The organism is Canibacter zhuwentaonis, assembly GCF_018531145.1.
Taxonomy (GTDB): Bacteria; Actinomycetota; Actinomycetes; order Actinomycetales; family Microbacteriaceae; genus Canibacter; species Canibacter zhuwentaonis.
Genome location: NZ_JAHDSZ010000001.1, coordinates 256605 through 270259 on the forward strand (window position 1 = coordinate 256605; position 13655 = coordinate 270259).

Here is a 13655-nt window from a genome sequence, read left to right on the forward strand (position 1 = left end):
CGTGCGTGATAGAAAGCTTAACCTTTTGAGTCGAGCAATAACCTCTGCCAGTTCGTCTGTTAGCTGATCACGCAATGCGCAAGGCTCTTAAACTTAAGCAGGGTCGGGGCGGTAGGTAGTGTCCACAATCCGTTATTCGGGCAACTTTACTCGGCCAGTTTCGTGATGGTTAGCAGACCGTTACCGGTTGGTGTGAGGCTTGTTGCGACTGCGGTTGATTCCACAACCGCGGCGAGCAGGTCTCTGAAGTTCGTGGTGATAGAGTCCCGCGCCGCTGGATCGGCAACCTGACCGTGCCACAGCGCGTTGGGGACGAGAATTGATCCGCCCTGGCGCACAACCAGCAGCCCGTGCTCAATGTATCCCAGCAGATTGCTGGGGTTCGCATCAATCAGGAGCAGGTCGTACGAGTTGTTCTCAAAGCGCGGCAGCATCTGAGATGCGTCCTGAGTTATGAAGCGATAGCGCGACGCGGCAATTCCCGCAGCCTGAAAAAGCGGTTTCGCCTGGTTCTGAAATTCCGACTCAATATCAACCGAGGTGAGTGTTGCCTGTGGCAGGTGGCGCAGCAGCGAAAGCCCAGAGACACCGCACCCGGTGCCGAGCTCGCAGATTTTTTTCGCGTTGGTCATAACCGCAGTGCTTGCGATCACGGCGGCGGTTGCGCGACTCACCGGTGCTATACCAAACTCCAGCGATAGCTTGCGTGCCCGCGTAATGGGCTCGGGCTCAGCATGAAAATGCTCAGTGTATTGCCAGTTACTTGATAGTTTATTCACAATTCTCCCCGTCAGTATATTGTAAAGCGTACTGCTAACAGCGCATAAAACATCTTACTATTAGTAAAATAATATTATGGGCTTAACGATCGAAAAGATTATGATTATCGTGGTAATCGCGGTTATCATTCTGGGCCCTGAGAAACTCCCGGAATATGCGCAGCAGCTCGCGCAGCTCGTGAAAAACCTGCGCAGGCTAACGATGAGCGCTAAAGAGCGTATGCGCGAAGAAATGGGAGAAGAGTTCGGCTCGGTAGACTGGAAGCAGTACGATCCGCGGCAGTATGATCCGCGGAAAATCATCCGCGACGCAATAATTCATGACGAGCAGAGCCAGGCTGTTAATAAGAAGCTGCGCGATGCCGGGTATGACGAGCAGGTGGCGGATCCGCGACGCGCTGCGGTCAGCGGTATGCTGATAGCGGATGCTGCAAAACAGCGCGAACAGGTGCTCACCAACGAGCGAACTGTGCCGTTTGACTCGGAGGCAACCTAGCAGGCTGTTGCAGCGGCGGATAACCAGCGGTGCGGATGCGACCAGTACCGGGAGGCTGGTTGAGTTGGATGCTACCGACCAGTGCGACTGTGGCTAAGGCAACCTAGCGTGGTTGCAGGGGGAGTTGTTTATTGCTGAGATTGCGACCTCGCGCAACTATTTTTGAGGCGAGCTGCTTGATTGCCACGGCAGCGGGATCCGCTTGAGAATTAAACGTTGCTAAGCCTTTGTTATCGAGCGCCCGCCGGTAAGCTTCGCTAAACGGTATTTGAGTAAGCAGCCCTACGGGTGCAAACTCTGGCGATGTTTTTGCAAAGGCGCTGTTTAGATTCTGCGCAACAAGCTCGCCTCCGCCCGTGCCAAAGGGGTGAATTAGGCTGTTATCGGGCAGGCGCATACTGCTCAGGTTTTCAACAACGCCGATCACGGTTTGTCCGTTCTGATGAGCCAGCAGACCGGAGCGCACCGCAACACTCGCAGCAGACGTTTGCGGGGTAGTTACAACCAGCACCTCTGCGTGGGGCAGCAGCTGCCCAAAACTGAGCGCAATATCGCCGGTTCCCGGCGGCAAATCAACGAGCAGATAGTCAAGATCGCCGAAATAAACATCTCGCAAAAACTGTTCCAGGGTGCGGTGCAGCATCGGGCCGCGCCATGACACTGCAGTTTCCTGCGCGGCTTTATCGCCTAGAAACATACCAATTGAGATAGTGCTCACGCCGTTTGCCAGCGGGGGCATAATCATGTTGCCAACCCGGGTAGGTGAAACCGTGCGACCATCGCTGTCAACAAGTCCCATGAGAAGCGGAATAGAAAACCCAAAAATATCCGCGTCGATCAGCCCGACACGGTATCCGCTGGCGCTAAGCTCGAGCGCCAGCGATGCGGTTATTGACGATTTACCAACCCCGCCCTTGCCGCTGCTCACCGCGATTATGCGCGTGAGTGTACCCGGCGCGAACTGCATACCGCGTTGGGGACGGATCTGCTGAATTAGCCGGTTGCGCTCGTCAGGAGTCATAACCGTGACGCTCAGCTCCAGGGAGGTAACCCCGGCAGTTTTTGTGATTGCCTCCCGCACGGCGCGCTCAATGCTTTTAGCCGCAGGGCAGCCATGTACGGTCAGTTTCAGCTGCGCGCTCACCTCGCCGGCGCTGCTGACGCTGCGCAGCTCGATCATTTCAAGATCCGTAATCGGTTTCCTGATTTCCGGATCGTGCACAGCGCTAAGTGACTGCCAGACAAGCTCCTTAAGCATGGTCACAAAATCCGCAGCTATATTTTTTCGTTAATGTTGAATCTACCAGTGAATGGGTTTTGCGTTATCGAGCTAACCTCGGTGTTTTTAATCGGGGCGCTCTGTGAGTCAGCTGCGGTGGTAGTTTGCGCTCCTGCATTGCTGCACTGCTGTGCTGTTGTTGTGGACATCTCTTCCTGTAGTTCTTCGAGCATAGTTTTTATTTCACCGCGTAACCATTCGCGGTCGGGCAGCTCTTTGAGCGCGAGCCGCAACGCCACAACCTCACGTGCCAGAAACTCTGTGTCGGCGAGATTACGCTCGGCGCGTTGGCGATCTTGCTCGATGTGTACCCGCTCGCGATCATCCTGCCGGTTTTGAGCGAGCAGAATCATCGGGGCGGCGTATGAGGCCTGCAGCGAGAGAATCAGGGTGAGGGCTGTGAACCCGATTGCGGCGCTGTCAAAACGCATGTTTTCGGGTGCGAGCGTGTTCCAAATTATCCAGAGTGCACAAAACAGGGTCAGGATAACTAGAAAAGAAGGTGTTCCCATACCGCGCGCGATCGCCTCTGACCACTGCCCAAACTTCTCGCTGCGGCTGATTTTTTGCGAGCCGTCAAGATTTTTGGCGGATTTACGAGATGCGTTGCCAGCGTTGCTGTTGTTAGCCACTATCACGAGCCTCCATTTTCTGGTGTGTCGTCAGCATGACGCCAGTCATCTGGCAACAGGTGATCTAAAACATCGTCAATTGTAACAACCCCGACGAGACTGTTGTTATCGTCAACAATTGGCACCGCAACAAGGTCGTAGGTTGCGAGCCGTCGAGCAACCTCTGCCGCGCTGGCGGCAACGTGTACCGGCTCAATTTCCTCCAGCAGCGCAGAAAGTCTCTCGTGTGGCGGGAAGCGTAGCATCCGCTGAAAATGCACAATTCCCTGATATTCGCCGGTGGGTGTTTCGTAAGGGGGAAGTGTGACATAGGCGGCGGCCGCCATTGCCGGTGGAATCTCTTGATTGCGGATCATTGCGAGCGCTGCAGCAACCGACGCCTCAGAGGAGAGCACAATTGGGCTGGGGTTCATTAGACCGCCGGCGGTATCCTGCTCGTATGCGAGAAGGCGGCGCACATCTTCGGCTTCTGCTGGCTCCATTAGATTGAGCAGTTCTTGACCGTGCCTTTCGGGCAGCGCGTAGATGAGGTCGGCGGCATCGTCTGGCTCCATGTGATCGAGCACATCAGCAGCCCGATCCGAGTCAAGCCAGGCGAGTATTTGCACCTGATCTTCTTCGTTCATCTCTTCAAGCGCATCCGCAACCATGCTATCAGACAGCGCCGCAACAACCTCGCGGCGGCGAGTGTCGGGCAGCTCTAGAAGGTTTTCGGCAAGATCGGAGGGCTTCAAATCAACCATTGTTTTGATGAGCTGCTCAGCGGATGTGCTGCCCGCGGCGTCGCTGTTGTGCTGCAACTCCTGCCAGCCGATTGTCTTGGTTTTGGCGCGCCCAAAAGCGGTCTGTGGTTTTTTTGCCTGCTTCACAAAAACATCCGCAATAACCCATTCCGACTGGCGAGTTTGCTCAATAGCGGCGTCTTCAATAAGCATTAGCTCGCCGTCGGTAACGGTTTTACGGGAGCGCCCAATAATTTCTGCGAGCACGCGATATTCACCCCCACGCTGTTTAAAACGGCGGATATTAATGCGTTCATTGGAGATAACCTGCCCTCCGGTGACGGAGATAATATCTGCTATCGGAATAAACACGCGCTTGCGCCCCGGGATCTCTACCACCATGCCGGTAACTCGTGGCAGCTCATCCCACCGTTCGAGCACGACCACGTCACGCATTTTGCCGATACGATCGCCGTACGGGTCAAAAACCGGGCGACCGGCTAGCCTGCTTACAAATACACGATTATCTGACACGCACTATATAATAGTGCAAACTTCTGTGTGCTCAGCTCAATTTTTAGCGGATAAATAGGCTAATTCATAGCTAACAGTGGTTGAATAGAAACATGGCTTTTAGAAGAACGAACGGCGCAAAAATGATGCCTCCTGAGTTTTTTGAAAACCCCGGCGCGGGTGTTGTTTCAACGTACGATTCGGAGGGCGCGGCGCAGCACGCAATCGATATTTTGGTGGCGGATGGTTTTGCCGCAAACGGGCTGAGCATTATTGGCAGGGGAGTGCACAGTGTGGAAAAGGTGATCGGCAGGGTAACCTACGCAAAAGTTGCTCTCGGCGGTGTTTTCAGCGGTGTTTATCTGGGAATTGGGTTTACTCTCGTGGCGTTGCTGCTGGGGATTGTGAAAATCGAGAACGTTGGCGGCGCGTTTGGTGGAATTATGATTATTGGTATCGGCGCGGGCGTACTGCTGGCGATTCTTACGCAAACCTTTGCGGGAGCTCGTAAAAGATACACTTCTGTAACACGGATTTTGGCTGAGCGATACGAAATTGTAGCACCCGCAGCAGATGTTACCAGGGCGCGTAGCATCTTGCAGGAGCACGCGATAAGAGAGCACAGCTAGCCGCTGCTGTTAACCGCGCTTTAGATTAGTATGGGTTCGGAGGTTTAACTCAGAACCCATACTTTAATAACTATTTACGCCCCGACTGCACCCAGGCTTCAACCTCGGCAACAGTGCGCGGGATGTGTGCCGAGAGGTTGCGAGAGCCATCTTCTGTGACCACAATATCATCCTCGATGCGCACTCCAATGCCCCAGAACTCTTCGGGAACTGTGAGATCTCCGGGGTGAAAGTAAAGACCTGGTTCGATTGTGAAAACCATGCCTGGTTCAAGAATTGCGTTATAGTACATCTCACGCCGAGCCTGTGCGCAGTCGTGCACATCAATACCCAGATGGTGGCAGGTGCCATGCACCATATAGCGCCTGTGATATGGCAGCTCGGGGTCTGGATTATCAGGCAGGAATCCCCACTGCTTGACCTTTTCTGCGATAACAGCCATGGCCGCGTCATGCACTTCGTGGAACTTAATACCGGGGCGGGCGACTTTGTGAGCTGCATCCGCCGCTTCCAAAACGGTTTCATAAACTTTTTTCTGAATCTCGTTAAAACGACCAGAAATTGGGACTGTGCGCGTAATATCGGCGGTGTACAGGCTCTCAACCTCAACACCGGCGTCGAGCAGCAGCAGCTCGCCCTCTTTTACGGGGCCGTCGTTTGTTATCCAGTGCAGAGTGCAGGCGTGAGCGCCAGCTGCGGCTATTGTGTCATAACCCTCCCAGTTGCCCGCGGTGCGCGCGTGCTTGTGGAACATAACCTCAACAACCCGCTCGCCGCGCTCGGCGGTAACTGCGCTGTCGAGATTGTTAATAACCTCGTCAAAGCCCCTGCCAGTGGCGTTAACTGCGAGCTGCATTTGCGCTATCTCGTAGTCGTCTTTAACCAGGCGGAGCTCGTCTAGAAACTCTGCGAGCGCGGCGTTATCAAGGGTTACATCGTCAGCTGTGCTTTGAAACTCGGTAATTGGTTTGCAGTTAAGCCCCAGTGCGGTGCTCACCTGTTTTAGTGATGGTTTTGCGCCTATCCAAAACTCTCCAACTTCGGAGTTGTCAAAGAACTCTTTGCTGTAGCGAGTTGCGGACTCGGCAAAGTAGAGCGTAACAGTGTGCTGCATACTATCGCACTGTGCGGCTGCGCCCGCTACGTCATCAGCGGTGGTGGCTGTGTCCTCACTAATCGCACAGCTTGCAACAGGGTCGAAAACTAAAACTGCCCCCGGTGCCGCGTTCGCGCCCCAGCCGGTAAGGTGCGTAAAAGAGGTGTGCGGGCGGAACATATAAAAAGTATCGTTAGCGCGCTGTTTCATAATGCCCGCGGCGATCACAAGGCGCTTTGCGGCAAACTTGCGGCTCACCTTGGCGCGCCGCGCAGCAGCATACGGGGCAACTTCGTGTACGGTTGCAGGCTCGCTCGGCACTGCGTCCCAGTTGTTGCTCATGTATTCAAGAAACTTGCTGTCTACTGAGAGCGTTGTACGTGAAAAATTGTCAATCTTAACTTCGTGACTGGCACAAACAGAAACATTCCGGTTAGTATTTTTGTCGCTCATATATGGTATTATTTCACATGGTTTTTAACGTATGCTTAAATCAGGTTAGTTACACGTTTAAGACATACTTAGAATTTTAAGAGAGCAAAATGCACGAGCATCCGCAGTACGATCTGCACACACACTCTCACTTCTCTGACGGCACAACATCCGTTGCTGAAATTGCCGAGCTGGTTGCTGCAGCCGGGCTTGCTGGATTCGCGCTCACAGATCACGATTCTGTGCGCGGTTGGGAAGAAGGGCGCGCCGCAGCCGCATCTTACGGGCTGGATTTCATCCCTGGAATCGAGCTGTCAACTCGCGAAAACGGGGTCAGTTCGCACATTTTGGGTTATGGCTTTAACCCGCGCGATGAAAAACTGCTGACCGCGCTGCAGCAAATCCGGCTGATGCGAGTGCGGCGGGTGCAAGAGATAGTTGCGAAGCTGAGCTGCGATTACCAGATTTCGTGGGAGAGTGTGCAGGGCGTGAGTGCCAGCGCTGAGACAATAAGCCGCCCGCACATTGCCGACGCGCTGATTAGCTCTGGAATCGTGGCGGATCGCACAGTCGCTTTTAACACACTGCTACATCCCTCTTCTAAATACTATGTGCCGCTGCAGGAGCTGCGCACGAGCACAGCGGTGCAGCTGTTACGCAAGGCGGGCGGATGCGTTGTGCTGGCGCATCCGGCAGCTTTTAGAAATAAGACGATAGTCAGCAGGGAACAGCTGCGCAGTCTGCGCGAAGCAGGGCTTGCGGGAATAGAACTACGCCACCCGGAGAATGATCCGCAAAAACTCGCTCGCGTTTGCGAGGCTGCGACCGGGCTTGATCTGCGCATCACGGGCGCAAGCGATTTTCACGGCAGCGGCAAACCAAACAGGGTTGGATCGTACACCACAGGCGGTGACACCGTTGCAAAACTGCGCGAGCAGATGCTGCTGCCGAGCTAGTTGGGTTTTACTTATTTAATTAGGCGCTCTAAACTGTCGCAGAGCAGGTAAAACAGCGCCACAAAAGCGGGTTACTAACGGTTATTACGTTAGCAAACCCGCTTGTTTGCTGCAGTGTTGAAGGCGTAGTTATTTTCGTGGCGGGGCAATTGTTTTTAGCATCCGGGCATAGCCGCTTCGAGCGCCGGGTGCAGTCGTGTTATTCTTCGGAGTTAACGCGGCTGTGAGTGCGCCGCCTGCGGCGTGGTGCGCCCTCGGCTGTACCGGTTGTACGCGCCGCGGAGGTGTTGTTATCCGCCGTGTGGCTATTGCTGTTTGTTCCGTGAGTGTTGTGCCGTGAGCTGTTGGGTTTTGCTGCGGTGGTGATCCGCCCTTTTGTGCCCTTGGGAATATCAAGGTCGCTGAACAGGTGCGGTGATGACGAGTAGGTCTCTGGAGGTTCTGGAATTTCAAGCCCGAGAGCGCTGTTAATCAGCGCCCACTTATGCATTTCGTCCCAGTCAACGAGGGTCACTGCGATGCCCGTGTTGCCTGCGCGACCTGTGCGTCCGACGCGGTGCAGGTACGTTTCAGCGTCGTCTGGGGTGTTGAAATTGATAACGTGGGTTACATCATTAACATCGATGCCGCGCGCGGCAATATCGGTTGCGAGTAGCACTTTACGAGTGCCGTTTTTGAACTTCGCCATCTCTTTTTCGCGCTGATCCTGCCCGAGATCGCCGTGTACGGCGGCGGTCGCAAAACCCCGATGGTTAAGCTCGAGCTGCAGGTTAGCTGCTTGCCGCTTGGTGCGCGTGAAAATAACGGTTTTTGCGACGTTATTTGCCCTGAGGATCCTGCCGATCAGCTCGGTTTTGTCGAGCTGGTGTGCGCGATAGATGATGTGCCTAATATTCGCCTGGGTGCGCCCCTCGTCAGGGTCAGTAGCGCGAATATGCACCGGATTACGCATAAAACGTTTAGCTAGCGTGACGATCGCATCGGGCATCGTGGCTGAGAAAAGCATGGTGTGGCGATCCGCTGGCACTGCCGCAAATAGTTTCTCAATATCGGGCAGAAACCCGAGATCCAGCATTTTATCGGCCTCGTCGAGCACCATGTGTGCAACATCGGCCAGGCGCAGAATCTTCTTGCCAATCAGGTCGAGCAGCCTGCCAGGCGTGCCAACAACCAGGTGTGTTCCCGCGGCCAGCTCGGCAGTTTGCGACTCGTACGCTTTGCCGCCGTAGATCGCCGCGATTTTAAGTTTGCGATGCTGCGCTGCCAAAACCAGGTCTTGATACACCTGCACCGCGAGCTCGCGCGTTGGCACAACAATTAGCGCCTTGAGGGTTGGTTTTGCGCCCAGTTCGATCATTTGCACTAGTGGCAGCCCGAAACCGTATGTTTTGCCGGTGCCCGTTTTGGCCTGCCCGATTATGTCCTGCCTGCGGATCGCGAGCGGGATGGTCTGCTCTTGAATCGGAAAAGCGGATGTGATGCCGCTCTCAGCTAGTGCCCGCGCGATATCGGTGTCGATTCCGAGTTCTGTAAAAGTTGTCACTGTGTCCTCATATGATAGTTTTCTGCTGAAGCAGTATTGGTGCAGTGTCGTAACTGCAAAATTATTGTGTAATATTGCACGCTGTAGAGCTGAACAATGTAAACTGGCGATGTGTTTAAATGGTTACATCACTTAAAAAAGCCTACGGCATCTAAGCAAAAATTGCACGCTAAAAACTCAGAAACTTTAATTCGTGTTGAACTTTCTGACTTTGCGCCCTCAATTACAGCGTTTTTGGGACTTAACGCGCTAGCACAGCTGACTATTTTTGAGGCCGCAACGCAGGGGGTTGTGAGCGCGCCGAGTTTGCAGGCGAAGGAGGCGCTAGCGGATATTGCGGCTGTTGCGCTGCAGAAACACGACCGGTTCAGTCGCGAGATTCGCAGGCGCGAATTGGAGCCGCACCTTGTGATGCAGCCCTATGCCGATGTCGTAGGAAGGTTTCAATCTCGGCTTGCCGTTAATGATTGGCATCAGCACGTGCTGGCTGTGTGGCTTGTAGGAGGTATTTTTGAGGGGTTTTTTAGACAGCTTGCAAAGGGTGTGAAAGACTCGTATCGCAAGGAAGCGATAGTTGTGCTCGAGGAAGATTCGGGCAGGGCGGCGCTACAGGAGCTGCTCTCGTACGAGATCGCAAACGACCCCACGCTCGCTGACAAACTGGCTTTGTGGGGACGTAGGCTGGTCGGTGACACCCTTTTGCTGGCGCAGGGAATACTGAGCCTGAGCGAGCACCGGGAGTTCAACGCGAATCTGATGGAGCCGGTTTTTACTGATCTAACCTCTGAGCATATGCGCAGAATGGACTCGTTGGGGCTTACTGCCTAGAGGATGCTAGCCGGGGTCGTGCTTGCCTGTTAGCCTGGGCGCATTTTAGCTGTTGGGGGTTTGTGCTTGACCGGTTGCTCGGGTTGCGTTTGACTTGCTGATGGCTGGTGTTTGGTCTGCTGGGGTTTGCGCATGATCCGCTTGGGATTGGTGCTTGATTATTGGGTTTTGTTATTGACCCGTGCGGAGCTTGTGATTGACCGGGCTAGAAGCTAGCCAACAAAACCAATTTTACGTGATTCAACAGCGCCCAGCTGAATATAAGCAACCGACGAGCGCGTCACAATATAGGTGTTATTTTTAGTGTCTGTAAAGGTTACGGTTTCGGAGTTATTTTTGCACGCTTCCGCAAGCTGCTCTGAAATTGAGCTGTAATCTGCATCACTCTCAAAGGTGAGTTCTTTGGGGCTGTTGGTGATTCCGATGCTGATTTGCAAGGTATTCTCCTCTTCTTAAAGCGATAATTTCATATTCCATAATAAATGGTGCAGTTAAGTGCTGTATTCAGCTTAAAATCCGGGCTTAAAAAAAAATTAGTGTCCTAGGGGGTATGTATGATTACAAGTGTGAAAAATAAGAGTTTTTGGTTCGAAGAGTTGGAGCTCAACACTGGGCAGCACGCGGTTGTTTACGGTGCTCCCGGTAGTGGTAAAACTGAGCTGGCACTGAAGGCGGCAGCACAGTTTAATGATGGTGCGTTGATTCTAGCAAACAGCTCGGAGCAGAAAAAAATACTGGAGCAGCGAGCAGGTTCTGTGAGGATCATCGCCTCAGCTGCGGTCGCTGTAGCAACAGTGGGGTCTTTTGCGCTTGATATTTTGAAGCAGGAGGCCGCGATAAACGGTGATCCTGTTCCGAGTCTAATACCTGCAGCTGCTCAAGATGAGCTGATTAAAAAAGCGGTTGCAGATTTACAGTTAGCAGAGCTTGCAGAGCTGCAGGAAAACCCAAATTTCTGCACTGAAATACGGGATGTGTGGCGGGTTCTTGATGAACGCAATATTTTAGGCGAATTGCCCGGTGACCTGCTCGACAGTGCTAACTTTTACGCTCCGCTGTGGCGAGCCGCAACAGCGGTTGTGCAGTGTTGCAGAGAGAGATTGGCAGGCAGCGGCACGTACACAGCAGATAGCATCGCGAATCGTGCGGCGCAGCTTATAAGCGAGCATCCGATGTCGCGTTTCAAGCTGCCAAAGCTAGTTCTTGTTGACGACGCGGCGGATCTACTGCGCACAGGAGAAAACCTTCTCGTTGCGCTCGCGCATAAGGGGGTTACAGTGTGGCTTTTTGCCGATCCTGACACAGCGTCTACGGTTTATAAGGGCGGTAACTCGCAGCTTATTATTGAGGCTGACAGGCTAAATCCTGTGTCACTAACTTCTGTTATGCCGAAGATCGATCGGGTGTATCTGCCAACTGTGCACAGGCAGGGTAGTGAGTTGCGTCGGGTGTGTGAGAAAATCAGCCAGCGCATTGGCGCTAGAAGAATTATTGATCACCGCAAAGCCCTTGCTGCTGTTGATAGAGAGTCAGTTTTTAAACTGCACTTAGCAGCTTCAGATTCTGAGCGCATAAGCGCTATTGCTTATGAGTTACGGGCGGCTCGTCTGCTCAGGAAAACGCCGCTTGAATGGTCTGACATGATGGTTATTTGTCGCACCAGAAGCGAAGTTGAGAGGCTTGCTCGCGAGCTGAAAAACCGCGAGGTGTCAACGACTACGCTTGGCGGGGGTGTGATTCTTAAAAACTCTGCTATCGTGCGTGATCTTGTGACCATTTTAGAAACTGTGCTTTCTGAGTCGCAGTTTAGCGCAGAGCAAATTATTAGGCTATTATCAGGCCCCTTGTTTGGGGTGAGTATGCCCAAGCTGCGAAATTTGCAGGCGCATATGCTGGCTGTTTATAACGCTGTCGAAGCTGATGCCGCAGAGGTAGATGCTCCAGCTAGTGGATATGTAAAGCTTAAATACAAAAATTCTGAGAAGGTGTTTGAGAATTTTATTGCTTCTAATGATATTGCGAATGTCACCTCTAAGATGGCATTTGATAATCGCGCATATCAGGCTTTGCTGCAACTGCGCACGATAATTACGCAGACACGCAAACAAATTCCAACCCACACGGTGAGAGAAATGCTGTGGCAGATTTGGAGCGGGGCTGGCATAGTGGAAGAGCTACGCAATATGGCGCTCGGTTCGGATGCTATAGCTGCAAAATACGGGAATGAGATGCTGGATGCTGTATGCCAGCTTTTCCATGTTTTCAAGATGAACGAAACCGAGAGCACGGCGCTATCACCGCTAGATCTCTGTGCTCAGATTTTGCGCAGTGACACTCCGCAAACTAAGTTTATAAATGCATCCGCGCAGCAGGCTGTTATCGTCACCACAGCTAACAGCGTTGCAGGGCTCGAAGCTAAACTCGTGTGCGTTACGCAGTTGCAGTCGGGGCAGTGGCCAAACCTTAAAAAACAGGGCTCGATGTTTGCCATATCAGAGCTTACCTCGGCACTTGACGATGAAACAGCTGATGCTGCAGAACAAGATTACAGAACACAGGTTACGCACGACGAACTACGCCTATTCCTAATCTCGTGCTCACGCGCAAGCAGTGAATTGCACCTGTTTGCGATGAGCTCTGAGAGCGAAGCGCCGAGTCAGTTCTGGAATATTTTTGGCGGAGAAGAAAACGCTGACGAAGTATCACAACAAACTACTATAAAGAATGGTTTAACACTGCGTGATCGAGTGGCTAGTTTGCGTTATCAGCTTGAGCTTGACCCTGATAATAACGAGGTTGCAGGGCAACTAGCTAGATTTGCGCTGCAGGGTGTGCCAGGCGCAAACCCTGCGGAGTGGTACGGCTATCTGCAGCCGAGCACTGCACGGGGTGTTTTGCCGAAAGAAAACCTTAGAATACCAGGAAGTAGGCTTGACAACATTGAAAGATGCCCGCTGGAAACCGTGTTTTATATTTTAAACGGCAAAACGACTGATAATGCCAGGCTGCACGAGAATATTATTTTGCACGATTTAGTGGGCACGAAAGAGGATGAAGATACGCTTATGTCGCTGCGTAATCAGTTTATCGAGCGGATGTTTGAAATACTCCGCAACGATATTCCCGCTATTGGTGAACTTAAACACAGGGGAGTTAAAGAAAAATTTAACGATCAAGTTTTAAGCAAGTCTGTGGAAAAATTCAAAGGTAAAATACTGGCGAGTAACGCTGAATACAATTTGAGTGTTGATGGGGTAACCGTTTATGGCAGCGTAGACCTTGTTTTGGGTGATTCAGACAGTGCCGGGAGTTCTAAGAATCTGGAGCTTGTGGATGTCAGCTCTAAGTCGAAGATCTCAGCCAAGGACAGTTATTTTCTTACCAGTATGATAATAGCTGCAGCGGATGGCGCAATTGAAGGTATCTCAACGGATGATAAACAAGTGAGCGCTAAGTTCTTATACATATCGAAAGGGAAACTCGCAGAGCTCTCTAGAGAGTCTAAGAAATCTAAGGCTGCGGGTGAGGGAGCTGCCGAAACAGCTGAAAAGAACGGCGAGAAGCATCTGCGTGATGAATTTCACGCTTTTGTGCAAGAAGCGGCGAAAGCGTTAACGTCCAGAGAGGTCAAAGCTAAAACAGTTTCACACTGCGAACTGTATAGCTCTTATGGAATACGAGAATGTCAAAAATTACTAATACCTGCTGTGAGCTGGCAGAATGAGCAGTACGATCAAAACTGAGGAAAAC

At 52.5% G+C, this 13655-nt stretch carries 12 protein-coding genes; 5 read left to right on the forward strand and 7 right to left on the reverse strand.

Annotated features, from left to right (window positions below; translation table 11 throughout):
* Window positions 1-146: 146 nt before the first annotated feature.
* Window positions 147-779, reverse strand: a complete 633-nt coding sequence (locus KJY78_RS01195) for an O-methyltransferase (RefSeq protein ID WP_214336648.1) — start codon at window positions 777-779, stop codon at window positions 147-149.
* Window positions 780-855: 76 nt separating this feature from the next.
* Between KJY78_RS01195 and KJY78_RS01200 the strand changes: the two genes are divergently transcribed.
* Window positions 856-1275, forward strand: coding sequence for a twin-arginine translocase TatA/TatE family subunit (locus KJY78_RS01200; RefSeq protein ID WP_214336650.1), 420 nt, complete (start codon window positions 856-858; stop codon window positions 1273-1275).
* Between the two features lie 103 nt (window positions 1276-1378).
* Here KJY78_RS01200 and KJY78_RS01205 read toward each other — a convergent pair whose 3' ends face one another.
* From KJY78_RS01205 to KJY78_RS06765, 3 genes are all read right to left on the reverse strand, one after another.
* Complete coding sequence (locus KJY78_RS01205) at window positions 1379-2533, reverse strand: Mrp/NBP35 family ATP-binding protein (RefSeq protein WP_214336908.1); 1155 nt, start codon at window positions 2531-2533, stop codon at window positions 1379-1381.
* 17 nt (window positions 2534-2550) lie between these two features.
* Window positions 2551-3117, reverse strand: coding sequence for a DUF1003 domain-containing protein (locus tag KJY78_RS01210; RefSeq protein ID WP_348771164.1), 567 nt, complete (start codon window positions 3115-3117; stop codon window positions 2551-2553).
* Window positions 3118-3188: 71 nt separating this feature from the next.
* Window positions 3189-4442, reverse strand: a complete 1254-nt coding sequence (locus KJY78_RS06765) for a magnesium transporter MgtE N-terminal domain-containing protein (RefSeq protein WP_214336652.1) — start codon at window positions 4440-4442, stop codon at window positions 3189-3191.
* Window positions 4443-4534: 92 nt separating this feature from the next.
* Between KJY78_RS06765 and KJY78_RS01220 the strand changes: the two genes are divergently transcribed.
* Window positions 4535-5050, forward strand: coding sequence for a general stress protein (locus KJY78_RS01220; protein ID WP_214336653.1), 516 nt, complete (start codon window positions 4535-4537; stop codon window positions 5048-5050).
* Window positions 5051-5120: 70 nt separating this feature from the next.
* Here the strand turns inward: KJY78_RS01220 and KJY78_RS01225 are convergent, their stop codons facing one another.
* A complete protein-coding gene (locus KJY78_RS01225; RefSeq protein WP_214336654.1) occupies window positions 5121-6599 on the reverse strand; it encodes an aminopeptidase P family protein in 1479 nt (492 codons plus the stop codon).
* Between the two features lie 89 nt (window positions 6600-6688).
* On the opposite strand from KJY78_RS01225, the gene KJY78_RS01230 reads away from it, so the two are divergent.
* Window positions 6689-7534, forward strand: coding sequence for a PHP domain-containing protein (locus tag KJY78_RS01230; protein WP_214336655.1), 846 nt, complete (start codon window positions 6689-6691; stop codon window positions 7532-7534).
* Between the two features lie 199 nt (window positions 7535-7733).
* On the opposite strand, the gene KJY78_RS01235 is transcribed toward KJY78_RS01230, so the two are convergent.
* On the reverse strand, window positions 7734-9077 hold the full coding sequence (locus tag KJY78_RS01235) for a DEAD/DEAH box helicase (RefSeq protein ID WP_214336656.1): 1344 nt from the start codon (window positions 9075-9077) through the stop codon (window positions 7734-7736).
* Window positions 9078-9188: 111 nt separating this feature from the next.
* Between KJY78_RS01235 and KJY78_RS01240 the strand changes: the two genes are divergently transcribed.
* A complete protein-coding gene (locus KJY78_RS01240; RefSeq protein ID WP_214336657.1) occupies window positions 9189-9905 on the forward strand; it encodes a ferritin-like fold-containing protein in 717 nt (238 codons plus the stop codon).
* A 212-nt stretch (window positions 9906-10117) separates the two neighbouring features.
* Here KJY78_RS01240 and KJY78_RS01245 read toward each other — a convergent pair whose 3' ends face one another.
* Entirely contained in the window at window positions 10118-10342 is a 225-nt protein-coding gene (locus KJY78_RS01245; protein WP_214336658.1) for a DUF3107 domain-containing protein, read from the reverse strand.
* A 117-nt stretch (window positions 10343-10459) separates the two neighbouring features.
* Here KJY78_RS01245 and KJY78_RS01250 point away from each other — a divergent pair, with 117 nt between their 5' ends.
* The gene (locus KJY78_RS01250) at window positions 10460-13648 is read left to right on the forward strand and encodes a 3'-5' exonuclease (RefSeq protein ID WP_214336660.1); all 3189 of its coding nucleotides are present in this window, start codon (window positions 10460-10462) and stop codon (window positions 13646-13648) included.
* Window positions 13649-13655: the final 7 nt, after the last annotated feature.